The sequence below is a fragment of the Synechococcus sp. UW140 genome, assembly GCF_900474295.1.
GTDB lineage: Bacteria > Cyanobacteriota > Cyanobacteriia > PCC-6307 > Cyanobiaceae > Synechococcus_C.
This window is the reverse complement of the sequence record NZ_UCOB01000004.1, coordinates 68,399-91,811: the sequence shown is the minus strand read 5'-3', so window position 1 is coordinate 91,811 and position 23,413 is coordinate 68,399. Positions and strand designations below refer to the sequence as shown.

Below are 23,413 nucleotides of genomic sequence, written 5' to 3'. Positions count from 1 at the left end.
AGCAGCCTGGCTACGGCTATCAGACGGTGAACTACGCCCCTGCGCCTCAGGCTCCTGTGTATCACCAACCTGCTTATGGCTATTCGCAGCAGCCCCGTTACGGCTACTGATCACACCGCCGGGGAGCCTGATGCCTGCGGGCTGAAAGCAATACAACACCAAGGCGTGGGAAAGCAGGGCAGTCATTGGAGGTGAGGACTGATCCATCCCCCGGCACAACAAAACAAAGCCCCGCCAATGGCGGGGCTTTTGATTGGCTCATGGCCTGCTAGCAAGGCTGCATTTGATGCAGTGCTGCTGTGACGTCATCGCTGCTTTGATGTCAGTGCTTGTGCTCACCCTGATGATTCTCTGCAGGCGGATCACGCCAGATCATCCCTTCATGAGCCATGTCATGAATGTGATGACTGAGGTGAATTCCCGTTGCAGCGATCACCACAAGCGAGGCCGTTTTGATCAGATCAAGAACAATCGGAAGATGCGCTCTCACCATCTCGCGTGGCGTGAGTTTCTGACCCTCGTGCTCCGCCATGACCAGTTTGTCACTTCTGCTTAGGTAGCCATGAAACCTCTTGACGAATCCAAAATTCACCTGGATTTAACAACATCGATCACCACATGAGATCGGCATCAAACTGATCGCGCGTAGGCGCCCATCTTTAACTTCTTTACAACGCCCACGTGGCACAGGAGTAGGTGTATCAACAGCTCGGTGTTCTCTTGACGCCATCATCTCCATCGAGCCCTGCCAATCGTTCGACAGACACCACTCTTTGCGAACACGTCATCTCAATACAGGTAGAGCTGGCATCCAGCGAGGGGGATTCACTCTTTGCGGCGCCCAGCTTGAGAATCACGCCTATTTCTGCCTGTAGAGCTCGAGCCAGTCCGCCGGATGAATCGGCTCTCTCGAGATTCTTGGTTGGGAGCTCAGGCCTACTTGGCAAGCCAAGGCACGAAAGGGCTTGTGACGGCCGTCATGGATGAATTCGCCAATGGGTTCGGCGTGAGCGGTGTGGATTTCCATCGGGATTAGATCCTCAGGTTTCTTCTAGTGGTTTGAAGGGTCTGGCCGTGGTGCGGATCACTACCTTCCGGTGTATGGCAGCAGACATTCCACCTCTCCCGGAGCAACACAATGCCATCTCTTAGCTCATGCCTTGGTGGCGAATGTCTCCGGCGCAAGGCGCATCTTTTCATTTCGATGAAACCAACTTAACTATAAAGCATTATTGATGCTCAGTACATTCCTGGGACAAAAGCAATCAAATCAATTAAATTTTTTGATGTGTCATCGACTCTGCGCAAACATCACGATCAAAACAAAGTCAGCCTGCTGGCAGATTTTCGACTTCTACCAGCCAATTTTAAATGTCTATGGCAATCCTTAGCTGGGGTGGCGTCGCCAAAGCAATGGAGCCGCTGGTTCTACATCAAGCCAGATGTACAGACGAGCCAAAGCCTTGGCAGAGGGCAAGCTCGACCCAATGCCTGCCAGTTCTCCGAAGCCCCATACGGTATTACGGAAGTGGCGTACTGAGCATTGCAAATGCCAAGCCTCATCTTGGCAAGGCTCGACTTCTCCATCTAAGACATGATCCATTAAGTTCAAAGGCGATACGGCATTGCAAACCTTGCTAATACCTGGAATTATATTTGAATATACTTAGCTTTTAATTCAACTCAGCACCGAAGGATGACTAGAAAGTAAGTCCAAATCTTGCAGGCCTTTAGTTCATGACTGGGTAGAGAGGCAGACAACTCATTGGCATCAGCTGACGTGGGAATTCGTTCAGCTGGACACAATTCCATCCCAGTCACCCTGTTGTCGTGAACGATCACGACAACAGCTTGAAATCCAATTTAAATAAATGGTTGGTGCAACAATCCTTGCGCCGGTTGCATGGCTTGAATGCTCGAACGGACCCCGAAGGTCATTGTTAAGACTCGGCTGGTTCAGAAGCTATGCCCAAGCGAAGAGCTCACAGCCTTTGACGACTCGCACAGGTTGACCTGCCAAGGGATGTGGCGGGATTGAAAAGTTGTATTGAGCAGCGCTCTCGACAGGCCCAGAACAGAGGCAGGTTCTTAAGGGATGGTTAAGGAAGCGGTTGTGACTGATGTCGCGTTATCGATTTTTCTTGTTCTTTCAGGTGTGACGGTGGTGGAGGGAGGTCGCGAATGTCAAAACAACCAATCACTGATGGGTGAGTACATTTCTCACACCAACTTGATTGAGCTATGTCAAAGCAATGCTGCACGAGCTGGACATGATCTCCAACACGTGCTCCGTCATGAAATGGTCCATGCCGTTCAAGAAAATCTCAATCTCACAAGATCCGCGATACCAGAGCCTTTGCTGACTTGGCTAGTGCGCGGTCATCTAACAGATTCAGAGGTAATGACTGTATTGGTAATGTACGATGAGAAAGATATTGATCAAGAGTTTGAGGCTCGTCTTCTAGCCTTACTCCCTAATTGGTTGATTGGAAGTCTTCTTTGGACAAGTGAGCAGCATCAACGCATTGTCAGTGGCAAGCGAATGCTTCCTGCTCCTTGGGAAATACTTCCTGTTCAAGCAATTGCATGGGATTATCCTTACTAATGCGCTCTAAGTGATTAGTTCTTGGCATTGCAGCTTAACTGTGCTTTGACTATTGCTCTATTGAAGGGGGCATGGCTAGACGCCATGAGAGTTTTAAACCGATTCCGCACCGTTTCAGCTATCTGTGGTTCCTCTTCACGGCGACGTTTGCAAGCGCGACTCCTAACGACTGTTTAGGTCAGCCAGCTCTTGCAGGCTTGACACTCGATCCGCGTTATCCGTACCCAGTGGAAAGTCTTCAGTGTGTCCATATTTGCCTGTCAGCGACCACAACAGAATCGTGACCACTTCCAGCCGCAACAACCGTGGATTCTTCGCTCACTGAGATGACAAGCTTGTTTGAGCCTGGAACCCATCGCCAACCACCACGGTGATCTAGGCAACCGACAGGATGGATGGGTTTCAACAAGAGTGCCTTCACAGCGCGATCTGTTGATGAGCTCTGCAAAAACGGACCTCACGATTGGTGATCTGGAGGCCGGCTTCCCCAGCTATTGCGTCGCCCTTCGCACTTTGGTCTCTCAGGGAGCAGACCTCCAAAGAATTCGAAGAACGCGCTGTTGGGATTACTTGCAGCGCCTCCATACCAGCCTTCCTCGGAAGCATCGCTCGCCTGAAGATCTAATCCGTCGCTATCAGCGCGACCTGCAGCCTTCGCCAATCGCTCAGTCCTGGCTGTCGTGATGGAAAATCAGGTGTTTAATGGCCTTCATCCCAAGGCAGCCGTCCCAAGGCAGTCATCGACGCAACCAAACGCTTAGGCCGGTTGGACCTAGATCGACTGAAGTGTTTCGTGTTTACAGCTATACGCAAGGCGTTCTCGTGGATGACGGGTGACGATCGCTTCATTTTGTATTCAGCAACTGGTATTTCGAGTGGTGATAGGGATTCCCTACTCTGCCGCAATTAGCTGCTCGTCTCTTGATGGCCGTGTAATGGTGGCTACCTACTATCCGTAACGATGCCTGCAGCACTTTGCCAAGCGAATAAGTTGTGTGGAATAGCATCCGTTTGGATGGATCACTCTTTTGCGGGGATGCCAGCCATTCCAATCCACCCGCACAGCATCATTTGGTGCGACCGGCGGGTCGACTTCCTCAAGTTTCGGGGTAGGGGGCGGGATGCAGCAGCGTTGATCATGGAATTTGCCGATGACAAGGAGCTTGGTCTGCCTGAGCAATATTGAGCATGGATCACTGAAGGTAGTGCTGGATGGTCTGAATTTCTTCGTTTTTTTGGCTTGAACTTGAAACTGACCGGTTCTCTGAACTCATTGCAGCTAAAAATACAGACTTTGCTAGCCCGTGTTGATTGGCTCCCCAGATGAAGACTGATCGGTCATTTGATTTTAAAGGCTCTTGGGGATATGTACTCATTGTTTGTCAAAGGTGTTTTTGCATACCAATTTGAGCCGTCGAGATTTTGAATGGGTAGTCATTGTCACGCAAGCCTCCCTGGCTGAGGTTGATGATTAAGCAACTCACAGTCCATTTGTCATGGAAGCCTTGGTCGGTCTTGTATTTGTAATTACAGCACTTTCAGTTCAGGCATTTGAAAGGGAGGATGACATCGAGGATTTCCTATGAAAAGCATTCAGCGCAAGCCAGCGCAGGTCATCAGCTGCAGCGATGCATTCGGAGATGGTGACTGCTTCGGAGGCTGGGATACCACGGGACGGTTGATCAAATCTTTCTGATCACCGATCACTCTGATGTGTTCTTGATATCGCTACCAGAGGTAGGTAGATCCTCGCTGAGGTGTCGACTTCTCTGCCAAACAGCCCGCCAAAACCAACAATGCTCCAGCGGAAAAGCCGTTGACGTAAGACTAAGTCGGTCCGTCACAGCGCCACTAACTGCGCTGTGACGCCTCTGAGACTCTGAGACCTTCTTGCCATTGTTGCTGTCATGGAAAAGGTTCTCAACAGAGAGCTCTGAATCTCTGGAGTGTTGCGTAGCGAGCTCTCCATTTCGTTTCATCATCATTGATCGCTTATGGTCAGTCTTTTCCTGTGGAGGCTTGCAGCGACATAAAGTCATTGCAAGAAGTCTTCTTGATGCTTCTTTGGGCTTTTTCGAACGTTATCTCTCTCTTTGGGTCGGTTTGGCGATTATGGCCGGGGTTGCTCTTGGTGGGCTGCTCCCTGGCCTTGGGGTTGGCATCGCCTCGTTGGAGGCTGCTGGGATCAACCTGCCGATTGCAGTTCTGATCTGGGGAATGATTTTCCCGATGATGCTGGCCGTGGACTTCTCATCGATTGGTGGAATCTCTCAGCAACCGCGTGGTCTTCTGATTACAGCTGCGGTCAATTGGCTGATTAAGCCCCTCACCATGACAGCCCTGGCTTGGCTGTTCATTCGCGGCCTCTTTTCCGCCTGGATACCGGAAGCCATCGGTCAGGAGTACGTGGCCGGAATGATTCTTCTTGGGGTCGCACCCTGCACTGCAATGGTGTTCGTGTGGAGTCGCTTGAGTGATGGCGACCCCAACTACACCCTTGTACAGGTGGCGGTGAATGACTTGATCATGGTGTTCGCTTTCGCACCCATTGCTGCACTCTTGCTCGGTGTATCGGATGTGCTTGTGCCTTGGGACACAATGCTCACAGCGGTAGGGTTGTTCGTTGTTGTTCCACTGGTGGCCGGTTGGATGACCCGATTGTGCCTGCGTAGCAGCCGCAGAATTGAGCACTTGGAAGCTCGACTCAAACCCCTGGCGATAACAGCTCTGATCGTCACTGTTTTCTTGCTATTTGTGGTGCAGGCCCAGGCGATTCTTGCCAATCCGCTGGCAATTGTCTTGATCGCAATTCCACTAACTCTTCAGACCTATCTGATCTTCTGGATCACGGCCGTTTGGATGCGTTTTGCAGGACAGCTTCGCTCGATCGCAGCCCCCGGCGCCATGATCGGAGCCTCCAATTTCTTTGAGTTGGCAGTTGCAGTGGCGATCAGTCTGTTTGGATTGAATTCCGGCGCGGCGCTTGCCACCGTGGTGGGAGTGCTGGTTGAGGTGCCAGTGATGTTGTCGCTCGTGGCGATTGCCAATCGCAACCATCGTTTGTTTCCTGGTTGAGATTCAGTGACGCTGTTGTTAATATAATGCTGCCTGTTTCGACTCGAATTCTTGACGTTGAGTCAACCTAGCTTGATGCCAACCTGGGCTACCGAACCAGACGGATGAACTAAATTTATCTCCTGTTGATGATCTCTGCTCAACGTGAGATTGATATCGATTAGGTCTCAGCGATGACTCTTCTATCAAAACATGGTTTCCATTTATTTTCTCCTCAAACAATTAATGGCGAATGATCTTGATTGTTCGAGAACAATGAATATAAGGTTTGCGGTAGGGAGGTGTGTTCTACGCATCCGACGGTCTGACTTGGCCTTAATAGCGTCTTGAGGAGAAGTTTGTTCCGTCATGCCTGCCCTACTGGAGGTGTTTCTTCAGTTTTTTGTATTGGGTTCCACCTCCTTCGGGGGACCAGTTGCGCACCTTGGCTACTTCCATGAGCGCTTTGTGCAGCGCGAGCGTTGGATCACACCTGAGGCCTATGCCGATCTGGTTGCGCTCTGTCAGCTGTTGCCAGGTCCTTCGAGTTCTCAGGTGGGTATGGGCCTGGGTCTGATGAGGGCCGGCTGGCTTGGGGGGCTGGCGGCCTGGGTTGGATTCACATTGCCGTCTGCTGTGTTGATGGTGCTGGCGGCCGCCCTACTGATGGCCCATCCCACTTGGATTGAAGGTGGCTGGCTGCAAGGCCTGCTGGTGGCCGCTGTAGCCGTGGTGGCTCAAGCTGTTCTTTCCCTTCAGCGAAAACTCGCTCCTGATCGGCAGCGGGCCAGCGTGATGGTTTTGGCAGCTGTTCTAGTGCTGTTGGTGCCTCGCGCCTGGGCTCAGGTGCTGGTGCTGATGTTGGGTGGCCTGGTGGGTTTGTTTTTGCTCACGCCACCTGGCCAGGAGCCTTCGGAACCAGAACGTCTCATTCTTCCGCTTCAGCGCTCAGTGGCTGTGGTTTTGCTTGGATTGGCGGTGGTGCTGTTCATGGGGCTGCCTTGGCTCTCAGCCATCGCTAGGCCGCTTGTTGTGCAGCAGCTCAGTGGATTTGTGCGCGCAGGATCCATGGTGTTTGGTGGCGGTCATGTGGTGCTGCCTCTCTTGGAACAAGCGCTTGTGCCAAGCGGTTGGATCGATCTTGAGCAGTTTTTAGCGGGTTACGGCGCAGCTCAGGCGGTGCCGGGGCCGATGTTTAGTTTCGCGGCTTTTCTTGGCTTTAATCTGCAGCCAGGGCTTGAGGGTATCGCCGGTTCTCTGCTGGCTCTCATCGCTCTCTATTTCCCTTCCTTCTTGCTGCTCGGAGGCATCCTGCCCTTCTGGAGCGATCTTGGCCGTCTCCGCACGATGCGTCGCGTGTTGCTCGGGATCAATGCTTCCGTGGTGGGCATCCTGCTAGCTGCCTTATTTCAACCCGTCTGGCAAGCGGGGATCAGAAGCAGTCTTGAGTTGAGCTTGGCATTGGTGGTTTTTTTGCTGTTGGTGTGTTGGCGTCAGCCAGCCTGGCGTGTGGTGCTGTTTTGTGCCGTGGTGGGCGGATTGACCCTTTCATGACCGACGGAGCTACAGAATCACCCCGGTGGAAGAAGAGCGTTGTGGTTGGGGCAGGTGTGATTCCTGCCAACCAGCATTGGCGCTGGTGGCCGCTGCTGCCCCCAACTAGCTCGTGATTGCAGAGGGTTTGTGGGCTTGTCCCTCTCTTGTCACTGTTTTTTTGTGCGAGACGAGCGGAGTCTGTACAAATCGAGATCATTCTTTTTCGTCTCTAAGAGGGGTCAGTTCTCGATGAACTGGCACATAGGCAGTACCAACCTTCAAAAGCATTGACACTTCTGGATTGCTGAGTTGTGAAGGCGGGTTGGCACTTAGCTGGTCTCTCCATGATTGATGGAAGAAATCAGCAAGTCATAAACGTTGCTACCAATGAGTCAACAGCGCCTCATGATTGGACCCATTCATCACAATCCCATTGACACTCGGCATAGCATCAATAGCCGCCGCAATAGCAATTGGAGCACCAGACATAGAAGTCAATCTGTCTACAGATAGCGCGAGAGAGGAAATCAGACTCCCAAGAAGCACCAAATGAAGTCTCTCCTTATCCCAGTTGCGGCAATGCTTTTGACAAGTTGTTCAACATCAGCCGTTGTCTATCAGCAGTGGCGAAATAAGCAAATAACTGACGAGAAGGCGCTGGCGATTCTTGGTCTGCGTCTACAACCCAAGACGCAGACTACCAAGGCACCCGTTGAATTTTCTGACAGGACAAAGACAGAGATCAATGCGACGGTAACGACCTCTGACGGAGCCAATGTCTACTTCTACTGCGACATCATTAAGCACGGACTACTTGATTCATCGCCCGTTTGGACTTTAGGGAAGTAAGCTGGAGACCTCATACCCTCAGTTTGAGGCAGTATTAATGACAGTGATGATTCTTTTCTTCCTTGTCCTACTTGCCGTTTTCATTGGAAGCATTACAACTTCAATATTGCTGCTTTACATAGGATGGCGAATAGGGCCAAAGTGGAGGAAAGACAATATCTTTTGCTTCCTATCCATAGTTCTTGGCGTGTATCTTTGGGTGATTATGCTGTCGGTTTTGTATGATCCAGCCTGGGGCTCTGCCGACCTAACCATCTATGCGCTTTATACCGCTGCAGCTGGTGTCACTCCATTAGCCGCATTTCCTGGAATTCTATTATTCAGCGGCAAGAGAAAGGCTTAGCCACAACAAAGAAAACAGCAGCAATAGGTTCGGTTTCAAAAGGAACGGCCTCCCTCGCCTGAGCTTTACCAGAAGCTGCCTGGAGAATCACAAGAGTGCAGCGTTGTGGTTCTCCAGATGGGTGAGAACATGAAGGCATTGAGGAGACAACACCGGAACGCAACGAACAACCTAATGAATCGCAAAAGTTGACGAGTGCCAACTCTGACTAGATCGACACAGCATTAGCCGATCAAGAGCCGAGCATCGAAGAACTATCGGAATTATTTGGTGGGTGGGTCGTGCGGCTCAACTGGGCAGGCTTGCAGAAAAACAAGTCAGACAAAAACATCTGGTGAGAAGAAGAAATCACATCAACAGACAAATCGAAAAATAAAGGCATCGACCAAAAGAAACTCATTGAAGAGCACCCAGACTCTGGTATTTGAGAATGACTCTCCTGGCCAGCCACCCGCCGATTACCACAGTCAACATCCACAACAATGAACACATGGTGCGCAATCGAAATCCATTGACATAGACCAAGCCCCACCTCTCATCCATGAAGAAAGTTGAGGGGGTCATGCGAGCCGAGTTCATCTCGATCAGGGTGCAGCCACTTAGAGCAAAGTCATGACCCTCGGAGAATTGTTCCTCGAAGCGATGTCAACTGGGGTGATCACCGAAAACGAGGTTGACTGGCTCACCAGCCAACAGCCCAACTTCAACCGCACGGAAGAAGCCACGGCCCTTCGCCTTGGCCGCCTGATTGATCAAGGCAACATCCAACTGGGATGCCGCATGCCTCTGGGCTGAGAAATCGCCAGAGGCTTTGGCTTCGAGCAAGGTCAGCCTGCAAAACCGTGCTGCCGAGACGTTGCCAGTTGTGCAGACCTAGGAGTTGATCAGAATTTCGCCTGCACAAGTCGGAACTGCCAGCTGGTGTAGGGAGCACGCAGCTCAACCAGCTCCTGATATTCAGGGCTATTAAAGAACGCCACTCCTTGGTCCTTGCTGGCGCCCTTGCAGCCAACGATGACAGTCATGGGGCCGCCTTTCCCCTCCATATAGAGAGTGTCGTAGTCGCGGCTGACATACGCACAACCGGCCTTTTCAAGCAAGGGTTGCAACTTTGACACGTAGTCCTTCATGACAGGCGTCTTTTCAGTGGTGCCAGTCACGACAGCGAGACCCTAAGCCTGCTCTGGCTTAGGGAGAAGTGCTCCAACGATCAGCCCAACAGAACCAGCCGCAATAGCAACGACAGCGGTCACATTCACTTTCATGGTCTGAGCACAAAAACCACAGGTCTTCTAGGCAGAAAAACCCCAACGCGCCACAACGCAGCAAGGCTTTGAGACTCACGGAAACAACCAAGGGGACTGGGGGCACACCTCCACAATCTTGATGAATAGCATTCGTATTCCCGTAAGCATGCTGAGCGGGAGACTCCAAGCCTCCACTCTCTCAACGTCCAAACAGATTGGTCCTGAACACACTGGCTAGAGATTATTGACATTGAGCTTCTGCTCTAGCTCAAACTCTTCAAACAGAGCGATTGCGTGATGCACCTCTCTCTCCTGCATCAACGTCCTCAATCTTTCCTGCCACCAAAATTCAAGACGCTCGCTGTCTTGCTCCCTCCAGTTGCGTGGTAGATCCATGCTCGAGGTGCTGCTTGGCAAGGTATAGGCAGTTCAAGCAGCGACCGCAACACCCCATGACAACAGCAACCAGAAACGAAACACGACGTGACACCTCAATCCTGATCAGGGTCGTCATAGCTGTCATGCCAATGGACTTGACTGGCCCTGAACGCATGATTCGAAGAGAAACAGACGACAACACCATCAGAACGTACAAGGCTCAAAGAGACCCCAGAGGACAAACAAGAAAAATGGCCTAAAGAGCCTTGAATCAAAGTTAATCGTAAGGATATGCATTAGGAACAAAGAACTGTTCATTGATAGGTGGCCTGGTGTAATCCCCTTGCTGCGGCCGATCGGGCAACGTAATCGCCGGTGGTGTCATATCTTCCCAGGGCACCTTACTAAGAACATGGCGCAGACAATTGAGTCTTGCCCTGCGCTTGTCGTCGGCTTCGACCGTAAACCAAGGCGCCTCAGGAATGTTGGTATGTGCGAACATCACATCCTTTGCTTTCGAAAATTCAACCCAGCGATTGCGTGCTTCAAGATCCATTGGACTGAGCTTCCAGCGCCGTGTTGGATCATCAATTCGGGACTGAAAACGGACCTCCTGCTCCGTATCACTGACAGAAAACCAATACTTGAGCAACAAGATGCCGCTGTTCACAAGCATCTGCTCAAAACGGGGGCAATCATCGAGGAACTGTTCAACTTGTTCTTCTGAACAGAAGCCCATGACCCGCTCCACTCCGGCGCGGTTGTACCAGCTGCGATCAAAGACAACGATCTCACCCGCACTAGGGAAATGCTCCACATAGCGCTGGAAATACCACTGTGTTTTTTGCTGGTCAGAAGGCGTACCAAGAGCAACCACACGGCAGCCCCTGGGATTCATCGGCTCAGTCAGACGCTTAATCGTGCCACCCTTGCCCGCGGCATCACGCCCCTCAAACAACACGATGATGCGAAAACCCGTGGCTTTCACCCAGTACTGCATCTTCACCAGATCGGATTGCAGACGTTCCAGCTCAGACTCGTAGATGTTCTTCTTGAGCGGCTTAACTTGGCGGCTCCTAGCCTCCAAAAACTCGTCTAAAAGTTCAGAAGTTTGGCGAAAGTCCTGTTCGCTGCCATCGAGCCCAGCGATCATCGTTTTTGGCAGTTTGATCCGCTGGTTCTCGCCTTGATGGGACTGTTGCTTGGAGGAGTGTTTGTGGCGATCCTTCTTAGCCATTGTCTTCTTACCCATTGTCTGCTTGCACGTGTTGCGGAGCCTGCCTAGATGCGCCATCGCGTCAAAGGACTGCCTGTCTCTATCTGACAAAAAAGATCAGCTCTAGTGCGGTATCTCAGCTTTTCTCAACCATTGGCAAAACATCTCCCGCTGCACCCGTGGGCAAATGCAGCCGAATGACAAAGGTGCCCGGGGCATCCCCATCACCCGATGCGCAACTGATCTGACCGCCATGGGTTCGAACCACATGAGCCACGATTGCCAAACCCAGACCGCAGTGCCCTTGTTCACCGCGAGATTCATCTAGACGCTGGAACGGCTGCAAAGCCCGATCCCACTGTTGGGCGGGCATACCTTCTCCCTGATCCCACACTTCAATCAAAGCTCCTTCAGCAACAGATCGAAGTCGAACCACAACGGGCGCCAGGCCATAGGTGAACGCGTTATCGATCAGATTGCCAACAGCGCGGCCAAGGGCAACCGGCTTCACACAAGCCAGCACAGGCTGGAGATCGAGCCGGAGCAATTCAGGCGGGTGACTGGTGGAGACTTCCGCCAGCAGCTGATCAAGGGGAAGATCCACAGGCTCTTCACCATCGCCACCACCAGCAAAAAGGAGAAACTGTCCGGTGATGCGCTCCAAGGATTGGAGGTCTCCGGCGCAACGGTCTCGATCCTCAGCGGAGAGGGCCGGCATCGACAGCCTGAATTGCAAACGCGTAATTGGGGCCCGGAGATCATGGGCAATCCCGGCCAACATGGTGTCTCGGTCGCGACGGTTGGCTGCCAGGCGATCGAGCATGGCATTGAAGTGATGGGTAATGCGCTTCACTTCGGGTGCGCCTCTTGCTGGAACGGCATCTGGGTCGTCTCCATCGCCGACAAGAGCTAACGCCTTCTCCAGACCGCGCAAAGGCCGCTCCACTTCAAGAAGCAGAAACAACGCCCCACAGCTCAAGCCAGCACCCAGAAGAGAAAGGAAGAGCAACGTCGGCTCCGGTGGCCAAGCCATTGGAGAACGAAGAGACACCCTGAGCCAGATCGGTTCCAGCGGGGAAATCAGCTCGACCCAAACGTCCCAACTGCGACCATTGGCGACCACCATCGGACAATGGGCTAGACGCCTGCAGAGTTCGGCCTGAAGCGCCTTCGCCTGCTGAGCCAGAGCTGGAGAGAGAGGGGACTGGCTTGCGGGCTGACGCACCACAGCCAGGTCCAGACCGGTCAACTCTGAGACCAAATGGGGTGGATATCGCTCAAGCGCGAGCTCGGCGAGACGAACATTGAGAGCAAGGTCACGGCCTAGTTGCACCGTCTGCAACGACTCCACCTGACGACCGAACAGCACCTGAAGCAGAAGCAGACAGAGCGCCCAACTGCCAAAGCCAAGGCCGCACCAGCCCAGCAGCGCTCGGAGCACAAACGGCCAGGAGCGCCGCGAGGTCATCGGCAAGCTCCCTTAACGCGTCCGAGGCGTCCCATCCGGCACAAACACATAGCCGTAGCCCCAAACGGTCTGGATATAGCGCGGCCGCGTTGGATCTGGTTCCACGAGTTTGCGGACCCGCGACACCTGCACATCCATGCTGCGGCTGTCGGTTTCACAGCCTGGGCCACGGGCAAGCTCGATCAAACGCTCCCGTGAGAGAGGTCGATGCGGGTGCTGCGCGAACGCGGCCAAAAGACTGAACTCACCACTGGTGATCACGGCAGGGATGCCAGAACGACTGAGGGTGCGCGCTGCGAGATTGAGCACATTCTCACCGAAACTGACATCGCCACCTTCTGCCACTGGCGTGCCAGCCGGTAGAGCACTCCGTCGTCGCAGCACCGCCTCAATGCGGGCAGAGAGTTCACGCGGGAGGAAAGGTTTGCCAAGGTAATCATCAGCCCCCTGCTCAAGGCCAATGATGCGATCGACGCCTTCACCGCGGGCGGTGAGCATCACGATCGGCAGGTCATCTCCGCAATCTCGCAATCGGCGCAGAGCGGTGAGACCATCGTCCCCTGGCATCATCAGATCCAACACCACCAAATCGGGTCGCTGGAACTCCAATCTGGCCTCAAACTGCTTGACATCACTGAGGCAACGCACGTCGTAGCCCTGGTCGATCAGATAGGTACCGACCATCTGCCTAAGTTCGGGATCATCATCCACAACCCAGATCATTGATGTACGCGCCATGGCGACCGGGAACGACGACGAATGAGGAGATCGTATGCAGCGAGATGACTGCTGTCCGCAGAAATTGGACCCTGTCACAGCTCATAGCCCTTCGGTCATGATTAAGTCATGACCCTGCCGATCAAACTCCATAGGCTGGATCAATGATCAGCCTCACCGGTATCTGTCGCTCGGGGATAGGCATTGTCCTGTCCGGTCTTTCGCTGCCATTGGGTGGTTTTTGGACGCCAGCAACAGGCCAGGACGAGATCCATCAATACGGGCAGCGGATGGAAGCGATGTTTGTGCGCATGGATGTGAATGGAGACGGGCGTCTGGTTCCTGCAGAGGTACGGGGAAAACCCTTTCTGGAACGGCGCTTGAGGCGTCCGAATTCTCGTGGTTTCTTGCTGATGGAAGATCTGCATACCCGCTCTCCCCACCACAGCGGCCCCAGGCTTCAGCAACACTTCACGCGCGCCGACCGCAACGCAGACGGTCACCTCAACCCCCAGGAAGCCAGAGCACTGCCCTGGGTGCATCGCCATTTCACGGGACTGGACCTCAATGGTGATGGGCAAATCACCCTGGCAGAACTCTGGTCATTGCAAAAAGCTCTCGCTCCACGGATGAGGCCCTGATCCCTTAGTCAGCGCCGCAAGGAACTGGAGCCTCGCCTCACCCTTGCTGGTCGCTTCCGCCTGACAGCTCGTGGCGGAGCATTGAGCATCCGCACAACCGAACGCACAATCCTGGTGAGCCCTCCGAGCAGAGAAAGCAGACCAGCAAAAAGCACGGCGGCAATCAACAGCACGGATGCCAGGCCAAGCAATGCTTCAAGCAGCTGTGCAAGACCTTGAATTAGATCAGCAATCGTTTCACTCACCATCACCAACGCATCAACGCGTTGTGGGAGCCAGACGAGAAACGCAAGCAGTCCAACACCAAGGAGGGTCATCAGCAAACCTTCCAAGCCCTGCCTCCAAGGAGGTGGAAGGGGCCGCTGACGACGCCGGCGAAAGACACGACGCTCTGGATCCCTTGAGTTCGAAGCCTTAAATCGCACCGTATTCATGGAACAAAGACGTGACCGGCACCACGCATCCAGCGCTCAAATTCCATGACCACGAGTTCGTTAGGGCAATCAATCAAGGTGAGAACGCCAACTGTGCAATCTCCGTAACCGCTGTGATGGAGTGTGAGGTGATAGCCAGACCCACTCAAACCACATACCTCTGGGTCACTGCGAACGACCACATCCAATGACGCACCAATCCTGGCCACACGTCGTCTGAGATCAGACCAACTGGCTGCCATCCCGAGCACAGACGATTCACTTGCACAATTCTCTCCCTCAACCGGAGAACGTCAACGTTCCCTATTCGGCTTTCGGGACAGGTTGGGCGGCACTTCCAGAGGATTCAGCACTCTCGATCGGTGCCGCCTCTTGCTTGGGCTGCTTACTTTCAGGCAGAGGAACAAGGGCTGAGAGCAGAGCCACCACCAACAGAACTGAACCACCCAAGACCGATGGAGCTAGACGCTTCATCAGAGGCACACGCTCAGCCAGCTCTCGGCGAGCGAGGGGCCGATCACTCTGATCAGCCCAGGCAATCTGCACGCGTGGATCCAAACGCATGGCATCGAGGCATCGGACCAGATCAGCCAGTTCCGCGTCATCAAGTGCGATGGTGAGCGGCGAGACACCTGGCTTACTGCTTCGCAGTTCAAGTTGATGGCCACCGTTGTTGGCAGGGGCCAAGCTCACCGCAGAATCAGCTTCACCGAAAGGGCGGGCAACGCCCGAGAGGCGATAACGCGCATAGGGCAAAACGGTGGCAAGCATCGCCTCAAGGTGCTCTCGCTTGCCCTCAAGCTCTGGTGAGCCAACAAATTGCAGTTTCCAGGACGAGAGGATGCCGATAACTCCCTGACCATGGCCGGCGGAGATATCGGGGAGTCCCTCCACCATCAAACGTGCCGCCGTCTGGTCGTAGCGATAGGAGAGATTGAACATGCGAGCGATGCGGGAAGCGGAGAAGGGGAAAGCGTGTGGGTCAGGGCGTTGGATCCTGAAGACTGGCGCGCAAACGATCAACTCCACCGGGGCCGGAAGCCAGAGCCAGGGTGATCACCATCTGACGCTGCACAGGCGCAGAACTCTCTGTCTCAAGAAGACGCTGTACAGAGCCCCTGCGCAAATTCATCCGTTCACCAATCAAATCGCGCAGACGCTGATCAAACTTTCCCCAGCGCTGGTCCTGCAGAGCCGATGGCTCTCGGCTCCAGAGCAACTGATGCAGCATGGGATAGAGACGATCGGCCATGGCGCAAATCACACGGATCAGAGCTTCGATCTCCTCGCCAGTCAGAGCAGTGCGTCGGGTGGAACGCCGCAGGGGATTGGTGCAACGGCGCTTCCAGAGTTCCACTCGATTGGGGAACAAGGATTCGTAGCCCAATTGCTGTGTCGCCCAGAGCATGACCTCACCACCGTTGATGGCAAGAGCCTCAACAGTGAGCAACAAGAGGTCAAGCCTTTCCAGTCCCCGTCGGTCCAGGGCTGTGTTGACAACGGCGATCGACTCGCCCGAAGCAGCCGAGAGGACAGGTGGAGCGCTGGCTTCGGTCATGGCTGCGATGACACAGACAGCAGACGATCACAGGCATAGCCTGGGTTTTCACCACTTCGTCGTTGTAATACTCGTAGAACTATCGACATGAGCAAACCGAAGAAGCCACTTCAACGAAGACCGAATGGTATCTGGTGCGTTCAGCTCTGGATAGACGGAAAGCGGCGTATGAAATCTCTGGAGACTCGCGACGCGGGGAAGACTGCTGCAAGGGGCTAGCAGGCGATGGAAGAACTGGAGGCCGAGACAGCAGCAGCGCAAGGAGAGGGCAGGTGGAGATCAGATGCAGTGATCAACATCTTGGATAGTCCAGGCGGGCACGGCTTCGAACAGATCGGACCAATGCCCCACCGAGAGAAGGTCAGGGTTGACGCAAAAACAGTGCTAGAGGACGTGGAGCGGTTACAGGGCCTAACGCCATGACACGGGAGATCACCTGGAGCGAGATCGCTGCAACGGAAACTAGGCAGCCAAGGGAACCATCACTCTTGATCGTTAGAATTGCCTTAGACTTACCGACTCAAATAAGGCGAATGAAGGCATTTAGACAATATGCAAACAAAGCTGATTTACTAATTACAGATTGACTTAGCTAGCGATTCCGGTCAATACATGTGCAGCGACAACGTTAATCCCGACTCCCTGGCATTGGTAATGCCAGCAAGCCTCACATCGCCAGAACAGGCTGGCCAGATGATGCCCTGAGTACGACTGACATTGGCCAGCATTGCGGTTACGGGCGCAACCAGGCAAACCTCGGCATTATGCGCGCACTGACGCCTGATCCATGCTCCGCCGTCTCTCGATTGGATTACTGGCTTCTGCAGTTGCCATTGCCCCAATGCCCCTGAAGGCGCAGGACGGCAGTGCTGAGGATCTGGGCGATGTGATGAGCATCAGCCTCAAGGATGTGGTCAAGCCCACCATTGGTTTCCAAGGCGCACTGCAAGGAGCAGGAACACCGAATCAAGCGGGTATTGGTGGGTTCTTGCCTCTCTCTGTTGGTGACAACAGCATCTGGTTCCTTGATGCCCTCGCCAACGTCAACTTTGCTGATTACGAGAACAACAGCAGCATCATCAACACTGATGTGGCTGGATCCACCATCAGCACTTCCACTCGATTGGGTTACCGCTGGCTGAATGGAGACCGCAGCTGGATGTATGGGCTCAATGCGGGTTATGACAGCCGTCCGATGAATACAGGTGGAACCGATACGGGAATCCCTTTGCTTGGAACGGAAAAGAGTGCTTTCTTCCAGCAGGTTGCTGTCAATGCATAAGCAGTTTCCAATGACTGGAACTTCAATGCTTATGCCTTGCTTCCTGTTGGTGATACCGAGCAGTGGCTGAACTGGTATTACCAAGGCGGGGCATTGAATACCTACGGACTTGATGTTGGTTATTTCATCATCCCTGAGTTGAATGCTTCTGTTGGTTACTACTACCAAAGCGGTGACCTTGGAACAGCAGATGGCTCTGGTGTACTTGGACGGTTGGCATATGAGATAACTAGTGGATTAACAGCTGGCGTGAATCTCTCCTATGACAAAGCCTTTGAAGCACGAGTATCTGCTGATGTTGAGTATCGATTTGGCGGACCAAGTAAAACGGTCGACAAAAATAAAGCCGTAGAATTCCCTGCAATCAAAGCCTTATCATCAAGCCCAAGCCATCGTGACGCAAGAGTCCACGATGACGCTACTGACGACTTATATTGCGTACAACTAAATTTCTTGGTAGACAAACTCTACGAATCATCTTGCGTCGACTATCTTAAAGCAAGAATCTCAGGCTACAACAAGAAATTAGCAATTTAAACCAACAACTCTGCATAGCCCAAAAACAAGCCTCACAACAACGCTGCCAGGAAGTGTGGGGAAGGGACCCTTTTTGAATCTTAGAGCTTCTGATAGTTTACACTTCAAGTCATGTTCGGCCTTCTTTTGTTGATTATCCAGAAATGGCACAAATCCATAGAGAGCCCTTCACGATTGGGCACAGCTAAGCAGAAACAAACACAAAACAGATTGCCAATTGGAGCCGCAATTAATAAGTAAATACAACCAATGCTCGTTCAACTTCAGCGCTCAATGATAACTTCCTAATATTGTCATCACCACTAGAGGCACGTTGTCGCCAAACCAGCGTTGATACTAGGACTACAAGCTTAAAGACAGTGCAGGCCAAGCTTCTCCCTTCGCCGTGTCAAGCTTTATTCCCAAAAGTGATCCATCGATTCACACCTGCTTGGTAAGCTCAAGATGATTTCGGTCTAAATCCACGCAAATGGCAACTTTTCTGCTCGACCTGGATGGTGTGATTTTCAAGCACTCAACCATGGGCTTCAACGACGGCGCGCTGAGTTACTTAAAAAAGATCAAAGATGCAGGGCACAACATCGTTTTTACGACAGCCAGAAAAAGTTCAAATAATAACATTCCTGCACTGCAACTGGATCTTACCATTCAAAAATTACAAGATGCAGGGGTGGAATTTGATTCAATTATTGGCGACCTCTCAAGCCCAAGAGTGGTCGTAAATGATGACGGGACTTTTGCCGTAGACCATCATAGGAATGCTCCACTTCACCATCATCCTGGAGTCGATCTACTTGCATCTATCTGATATCAAGAGAAATTCAGTAACAGCCACTGCCATTAGAGAAGCCACTCTCATGTAGCGACTCCACTAGAGCCCCGTTGGCAAAAGCAACTGAATGGCGCCGAGGCAAGACTGAGATTGAGCAGAGTTGAGGATACGGACCCAACTGCATCAAGAGCAGCATCACGTAGGGCCTGAATCCAAACAATAAAGCGTCATACGCAGAGGGAGAGATGAGCCGCTGGATAGAATAAATTATCTATATAATTAAATTTCACTGCAACATGAAGCGCTTAGGGCTGACCTCTGCAACATTTTTATCACTCTGCACGACAACTTTTTTGTGTGCAACAGGAAACCGCGCTCAAGCAGACTCGATATCAACCCAGCCAACGGGTGCCTCACTAATCGTCAAAGTTGCAGCAAACAACAGGCTCAATCTTTACCGCTTCAATGATGACGGATCTACCAATCTACTCCACGAGGATATTTTCCCAGACCAAAGCACCGGCACATTTGATGCACATTTTGTAGACGAGGCGACGGGGAAAGTCTACCTTCAAGAAGACTCCGACTCAAATCCAAATGTTGCAGACGGCGTTGTTCGGTACAGGATTTACAATGCTAAAACCAACAAATTTGAGGGATGGACTGTGATCAAAGGGCTTCCAAGTGGAGGCAATCCTACCTTTGTTAAAGTTCCTTTCGCGATCAAAGATGTAGTTAACAAGCTCTGCGACAGCAATAACGGTGAAACTTGTATTGACAACTCTGATGTCATTTCGCTCGGAGGTGAGGGCAGCAATGCGCTGGCAACCATCGACGAAGAAGGCTTAAGCGTTGGAGGCAAAAGCATTGTTCGTCGTGAAATCAATGCCGACGGAGAAGAAGAACTGCACATTGGCGAAAACTCACTCGTCACGGTCGAATCAGATGGCGTGCAAAAGCTGTATGCCACTGATGCAGAAGGCAATAAGATTCCGATCAACATCACCGAAGGCAGTGACCTTCAAATCAACGGTGTGAGCGTTCAGGGTCAACTGGATCAGCACACGACAGACATTCAGAGCAACACGGCGGCGATCAACGACAACAAGGCTGCAATCAAGAACAACAGCAAAGCCATCGATAACCTTGAGGAGGATGTCAATGCTCTCGGTTCTGGTGTTGCTGGCGCGGCAGCACTCTCAGCCGCACTGTCGGCACTGCCGACTGTCTCTGACGACGCGCCCTTCTCCTGCGGCGTCGGCACTGGTGGATACAGCAGCCGCTACGCAATGGGTGTGGGCTGCGCAGCGAGGCTGAATAAGCGGCTGTCTTTCAATGCCGGCGGGTCTGTGCTCTTCGGTGGAGCAAGCGATTACGGCAACGGAAGTCTCGATACCGTTGCCGGCAGAGCTGGATTCGTGTTCAAACTGGGTTCCATCCAGCAAGCTTCCAACAAGAACAATCAGCAGTTGCAGTCTCAGCTCGACGAGGTAAAAGAGGAAAATGCTGAGATCAAGCAACAGAACAAAGCCCTTATGGCTCGCCTAGAGCGCTTGGAAGCGATCGCACTTGGGCAGCAACTGCCTACAGCAACCCAAGCACGTCTTCGGTGAAGAGGGTTACGACTAAAAGACGATCAGCCCCGCCAAAGCGGGGCTTTTTATTACCTGTCAACAAGGGGTAATATTCACTAAGCCCAGGCTTATTGGTGATTCAAAACCCAAAAGGCACGGGCAAAGATTTTCTGAGCGGCTTTTCCGGGTATGGCTGAAATCCAGTTGCAGCAATGGATCCGTGAAATTCCTGACTTCCCGAAACCAGGAATTCTGTTCCGTGATTTCACACCTCTGCTGCGACACCCTGAAGCTTGGCGGGCCGTCATGAAGCAGATGGGAACCATCTGCGAGGCTCTCAAGCCCGATCTGATCGTGGGCATCGAATCCCGTGGCTTCATCGTGGGTACATCCTTGGCAACCGATCGAGGACTCGGCTTCGTGCCAGTTCGCAAGCCTGGAAAACTGCCCGGCGAGGTGTTCGGAATTGACTACGCCCTGGAATACGGCAGCGATCGGCTTGAGATCCATGCCGATGCCTTAACAGGCAATCCCAGAGTTCTGTTGGTGGACGATCTCCTGGCAACCGGTGGCACCGCCGCCGCCGCCGCTGAACTGATCAATCAGGCCGGCGGCAACCTCGTGGGGAGCAGCTTCGTGATCGAACTAGAAAGCCTGGGAGGACGGCGTCGCCTGCCCGAGGCGATCCCGGTTGAATCTCTCGTGATCTATTCCTGATCGCTGGTCCAATCCAGCACCTCTTGGTACTGAGCCAGGTTGAGTAAACCAAAGCTCCAAAGAACCACCGGTAGCGGTGCCTGCTCGATTTCGACCTGACGCTGGCCCAGCTGCAAGGCGTTATCGCTTAGACCAAGCCTCTCGCGCAGATACTTGAGAAGGAGAGGGGACGCCTGAGGCTGGGGATCACTGCTGAACACCATGGCGGAGTCCTCGCTGTTTCCACTCTGGCGGAGCCTTCAGAATTGTCATCGGGCCATCGGTCATGACCTGAAGCGCCATCCGCCGCAGCAACGGCAGCCGCTGAATCAAAAGCAAAACCACGAATCGAACCGGTAAGAGACATCTCCAGCTGTTTGAAAACAGCCGCAACAGCACATCCGTACCAGCACCAATCAAGAACAAATCAACCAGACGGCGGCGGCTGTACCGGGCGGAGACCTGACGCAGAGCCAGCCCGCCACGTTGATGGGCGGCTACCAGCGCAATCAGTTCGTCGACATCACGCCAGCAGAGATTGAGACCCTGACCACCGACAGGGTGACAGCGATGCCCCGCTTCACCCAGAAGGATCTGCCGGCGTCGCGCCAATTGGGGCGCAAGACTCCACTGCAGAGGCACCGCGACAGGCTGATCAAGCAAAGCCTCGGGCTCCAGGCCAGAGGGCAACACGGTGGCCAGCAAATCCAGAAGCGTGGAAGGATCAAGCGCTGCACGCTCTCGGCAACGATTCAGGGGAGCACTCCAAACCAACTGAAAGGCCTGCCCCCCAAGTGGCAAGACAGCAAAAGGACCTTCGGCTCGGAAATACTCATGCGCCGTGGCAGGAGCTGCTCCGCGCAGAGACACCTTCAGCGTCAAACATCCCTGGCGGTAGGGGAATGACCAAAGCGGCAGTCGCCAGGCCTGGCGATGTGACGACTTGGGGCCATCCGCGGCAACGATCAGATCAAAGCCCGAATCGCGAGTATGGCCAACACTGGAAGAAGCACTGTCGCCCAACTGGAGAGCCACATTCGCTTCCCGATCCAACCTCTTCAAAAGCTCCTGCATCAACGGCTGATGATCCAAGATCCAACCGATGGCGTCAGCGTTGCGATTGGCCGGAGCCAAATCTGCGATTCGAAACCAAACGGACGGCTTGCTCCACTGATCTTGGAGACGAAGCTGGCGGAAGGGAACCAGATAAGGCTGAAGCGACGTCCAGAGATCCAGACGCTCCAGCAACCGCCGTGAGGAATGCGTGATCGCATAGGCACGACTGCGTGAGCTGATCTGATCCGCTAACAGAGGGTCGTGGATCTGAACCCGACAACCCAGTCGACTCAGACCTAATGCCAGCAGCGCACCAGTCGGTCCGGCCCCAAAAATGCCCACCGACAAGGAGTCATTGACATCCTTGACGGTGGGCGAAAGCGCGTCAGTAAGACTGGGCAAAACGACCATGTCGTGAGAATCAAGCACCCGAGGTGCTGAAACTCCATCCATCCAATCAGCCCAGGCCGAGCAGTCCGTGCGTGAAGGCTTCGCCACCCAAGGCAAATTCAGTAGCCAAGAGTGCAATGAACCCGAGCATGGCCATGCGGCCATTGAGCTTCTCTGCACGATCGTGGAATCCCCAGCCACTCTCAGCCTCCACAAGCTCCATACGGGGCTCGGTGGCAAAGGCGTTCAAGCGGCCGCCATCCTCAGTGGTGATTGTGGCGCCACGAATCACAGGAGCGGCGGAGGCAGAGGTGGCTTGAGTCATCAGCTTTTTTGGCTTCTTTGCGAATTGTAACGCAAGTTTGCAAAGTTTTGCAAAGAATCTCCATGCGCGTCAGCGCCCCCGTCGACCAGCCAAGCGCATCTGGCAAAGCTCCTCGAACGCAGGACGCAGCAAAAATGGATACTCGCCAACCCACAACCGAAGCGTTGGCAGCCAGGCATCGCTGAGGGCCGCCACACGAGAGAAGTCCTTGCGATCACTCAGCACCAGGCAGCGCACGTGCGTACCAGGCCGTATCTGTCCATGCGGCTTGAGCATGGGGAAACTCAGCCGGGCGAGATAGCCCTCTTCATCCGCCAGCTCGAGCACCAGCCAGGTGCGTCGGTTCTCCACCAACTCAAGCGTGCCGCGCTCGTTCGCCTGCTCACGCCGGCTTTCCACACGCTCCTGGGTAAACGCGTCGACCACTTCACCATCGAAGAGCGCGGCGGATGGATACCGGCGCAGGGTCGCGTTGCGCCGCCCAGCCTCAAGGATCGGCCCCCAGAGCACATAAAGAAGAAGCGACACACCGATGAGCAGCCAAATTGAGCCCCAACGGTTGGAAAATTGGCTTTGGCTAATCAGCAAAGTGATGACGCCACCAATGGTTGCGATCAACACCCGCTGAAGAATCTTGCGGGGCTCGCCCAGAGCAGCAGCGAACTGGGTACCAGTCGCCACTGCCGGAATCAGACGTTGAAGTTCACCGGGCCGCAGGGGGATCAGCATGGATCG

General features: G+C 53.5%; 24 protein-coding genes and 1 pseudogene. 12 read left to right on the top strand and 13 right to left on the bottom strand.

Going from position 1 to position 23,413, the window contains the following annotated elements; all coding sequences use genetic code 11:
* Positions 1-322 precede the first annotated feature (322 nt).
* Positions 323-532: a hypothetical protein gene (locus tag DXY10_RS14180; protein WP_136989009.1), complete on the bottom strand. Its 210-nt coding sequence runs from the start codon at positions 530-532 to the stop codon at positions 323-325.
* A 363-nt stretch (positions 533-895) separates the two neighbouring features.
* On the opposite strand from DXY10_RS14180, the gene DXY10_RS14400 reads away from it, so the two are divergent.
* The 7 genes from DXY10_RS14400 (at position 896) to DXY10_RS02075 (ending at position 9,182) form a co-directional block, all read left to right on the top strand.
* Positions 896-1,036 carry a hypothetical protein gene (locus DXY10_RS14400; RefSeq protein ID WP_170955661.1) on the top strand — a complete coding sequence of 47 codons (141 nt, stop codon included), beginning with the start codon at positions 896-898 and terminating at the stop codon, positions 1,034-1,036.
* Positions 1,037-2,095: 1,059 nt separating this feature from the next.
* Positions 2,096-2,605, top strand: coding sequence for a hypothetical protein (locus DXY10_RS02110; protein WP_115015585.1), 510 nt, complete (start codon positions 2,096-2,098; stop codon positions 2,603-2,605).
* A gap of 435 nt (positions 2,606-3,040) precedes the next feature.
* Positions 3,041-3,289, top strand: coding sequence for a DUF3136 domain-containing protein (locus DXY10_RS02105; RefSeq protein ID WP_115015609.1), 249 nt, complete (start codon positions 3,041-3,043; stop codon positions 3,287-3,289).
* Between the two features lie 331 nt (positions 3,290-3,620).
* Positions 3,621-3,791, top strand: a complete 171-nt coding sequence (locus DXY10_RS14395) for a hypothetical protein (RefSeq protein ID WP_170955660.1) — start codon at positions 3,621-3,623, stop codon at positions 3,789-3,791.
* Between the two features lie 878 nt (positions 3,792-4,669).
* Positions 4,670-5,680: an ACR3 family arsenite efflux transporter gene (gene arsB, locus DXY10_RS02100; protein WP_115015582.1), complete on the top strand. Its 1,011-nt coding sequence runs from the start codon at positions 4,670-4,672 to the stop codon at positions 5,678-5,680.
* Between the two features lie 348 nt (positions 5,681-6,028).
* Positions 6,029-7,213 carry a chromate efflux transporter gene (chrA, locus tag DXY10_RS02095; RefSeq protein WP_115015579.1) on the top strand — a complete coding sequence of 395 codons (1,185 nt, stop codon included), beginning with the start codon at positions 6,029-6,031 and terminating at the stop codon, positions 7,211-7,213.
* 1,786 nt (positions 7,214-8,999) lie between these two features.
* Entirely contained in the window at positions 9,000-9,182 is a 183-nt protein-coding gene (locus DXY10_RS02075; RefSeq protein ID WP_115015570.1) for a hypothetical protein, read from the top strand.
* Positions 9,183-9,271: 89 nt separating this feature from the next.
* On the opposite strand, the gene DXY10_RS02070 is transcribed toward DXY10_RS02075, so the two are convergent.
* From DXY10_RS02070 to DXY10_RS02055, 4 genes are all read right to left on the bottom strand, one after another.
* A complete protein-coding gene (locus tag DXY10_RS02070) occupies positions 9,272-9,547 on the bottom strand; it encodes a DUF1330 domain-containing protein (protein ID WP_170955659.1) in 276 nt (91 codons plus the stop codon).
* A 742-nt stretch (positions 9,548-10,289) separates the two neighbouring features.
* A complete protein-coding gene (gene ppk2, locus DXY10_RS02065) occupies positions 10,290-11,249 on the bottom strand; it encodes a polyphosphate kinase 2 (RefSeq protein WP_244281887.1) in 960 nt (319 codons plus the stop codon).
* 115 nt (positions 11,250-11,364) lie between these two features.
* The gene (locus DXY10_RS02060; RefSeq protein WP_115015565.1) at positions 11,365-12,696 is read right to left on the bottom strand and encodes an ATP-binding protein; all 1,332 of its coding nucleotides are present in this window, start codon (positions 12,694-12,696) and stop codon (positions 11,365-11,367) included.
* 12 nt (positions 12,697-12,708) lie between these two features.
* A complete protein-coding gene (locus tag DXY10_RS02055; RefSeq protein WP_170955658.1) occupies positions 12,709-13,434 on the bottom strand; it encodes a response regulator in 726 nt (241 codons plus the stop codon).
* A gap of 143 nt (positions 13,435-13,577) precedes the next feature.
* On the opposite strand from DXY10_RS02055, the gene DXY10_RS02050 reads away from it, so the two are divergent.
* A complete protein-coding gene (locus DXY10_RS02050; protein WP_115015561.1) occupies positions 13,578-14,054 on the top strand; it encodes an EF-hand domain-containing protein in 477 nt (158 codons plus the stop codon).
* An 8-nt stretch (positions 14,055-14,062) separates the two neighbouring features.
* Here the strand turns inward: DXY10_RS02050 and DXY10_RS02045 are convergent, their stop codons facing one another.
* The 4 genes from DXY10_RS02045 to DXY10_RS02030 all read right to left on the bottom strand — a co-directional run bounded on the left by DXY10_RS02045 (position 14,063) and on the right by DXY10_RS02030 (position 16,046).
* Positions 14,063-14,371, bottom strand: a complete 309-nt coding sequence (locus tag DXY10_RS02045; RefSeq protein WP_244281886.1) for a hypothetical protein — start codon at positions 14,369-14,371, stop codon at positions 14,063-14,065.
* A 113-nt stretch (positions 14,372-14,484) separates the two neighbouring features.
* Complete coding sequence (locus DXY10_RS02040; RefSeq protein ID WP_115015557.1) at positions 14,485-14,730, bottom strand: hypothetical protein; 246 nt, start codon at positions 14,728-14,730, stop codon at positions 14,485-14,487.
* Positions 14,731-14,791: 61 nt separating this feature from the next.
* The gene (locus tag DXY10_RS02035; protein WP_115015555.1) at positions 14,792-15,430 is read right to left on the bottom strand and encodes a DUF4335 domain-containing protein; all 639 of its coding nucleotides are present in this window, start codon (positions 15,428-15,430) and stop codon (positions 14,792-14,794) included.
* A gap of 40 nt (positions 15,431-15,470) precedes the next feature.
* Positions 15,471-16,046 (bottom strand): DUF3038 domain-containing protein, encoded by a 576-nt coding sequence (locus DXY10_RS02030; RefSeq protein WP_115015553.1) that lies wholly within the window; start codon positions 16,044-16,046, stop codon positions 15,471-15,473.
* 787 nt (positions 16,047-16,833) lie between these two features.
* Here DXY10_RS02030 and DXY10_RS02020 point away from each other — a divergent pair.
* The 4 genes and pseudogenes from DXY10_RS02020 to DXY10_RS02005 all read left to right on the top strand — a co-directional run bounded on the left by DXY10_RS02020 (position 16,834) and on the right by DXY10_RS02005 (position 20,928).
* Positions 16,834-17,865 (top strand): annotated as a pseudogene (locus tag DXY10_RS02020) (carbamoyl-phosphate synthase).
* Positions 17,866-18,334: 469 nt separating this feature from the next.
* Positions 18,335-18,673 (top strand): hypothetical protein, encoded by a 339-nt coding sequence (locus DXY10_RS02015; protein ID WP_115015547.1) that lies wholly within the window; start codon positions 18,335-18,337, stop codon positions 18,671-18,673.
* A gap of 260 nt (positions 18,674-18,933) precedes the next feature.
* Positions 18,934-20,250 carry a YadA-like family protein gene (locus tag DXY10_RS02010; RefSeq protein WP_115015545.1) on the top strand — a complete coding sequence of 439 codons (1,317 nt, stop codon included), beginning with the start codon at positions 18,934-18,936 and terminating at the stop codon, positions 20,248-20,250.
* 150 nt (positions 20,251-20,400) lie between these two features.
* Positions 20,401-20,928, top strand: coding sequence for an adenine phosphoribosyltransferase (locus DXY10_RS02005; protein WP_115015542.1), 528 nt, complete (start codon positions 20,401-20,403; stop codon positions 20,926-20,928).
* On the opposite strand, the gene DXY10_RS02000 is transcribed toward DXY10_RS02005, so the two are convergent.
* The 4 genes from DXY10_RS02000 to DXY10_RS01985 form a co-directional block, all read right to left on the bottom strand.
* On the bottom strand, positions 20,919-21,131 hold the full coding sequence (locus DXY10_RS02000) for a DUF2949 domain-containing protein (RefSeq protein WP_115015540.1): 213 nt from the start codon (positions 21,129-21,131) through the stop codon (positions 20,919-20,921). The genes DXY10_RS02005 and DXY10_RS02000 overlap by 10 nt on opposite strands.
* Positions 21,115-22,374 carry an FAD-dependent monooxygenase gene (locus DXY10_RS01995; RefSeq protein ID WP_115015538.1) on the bottom strand — a complete coding sequence of 420 codons (1,260 nt, stop codon included), beginning with the start codon at positions 22,372-22,374 and terminating at the stop codon, positions 21,115-21,117. The genes DXY10_RS02000 and DXY10_RS01995 overlap by 17 nt, the downstream gene beginning before the upstream one ends.
* Positions 22,375-22,420: 46 nt before the next feature.
* The gene (locus DXY10_RS01990; protein WP_115015535.1) at positions 22,421-22,678 is read right to left on the bottom strand and encodes a high light inducible protein; all 258 of its coding nucleotides are present in this window, start codon (positions 22,676-22,678) and stop codon (positions 22,421-22,423) included.
* Between the two features lie 69 nt (positions 22,679-22,747).
* Positions 22,748-23,407, bottom strand: a complete 660-nt coding sequence (locus tag DXY10_RS01985; RefSeq protein ID WP_115015532.1) for a hypothetical protein — start codon at positions 23,405-23,407, stop codon at positions 22,748-22,750.
* Between the last annotated feature and the right edge of the window lie 6 nt (positions 23,408-23,413).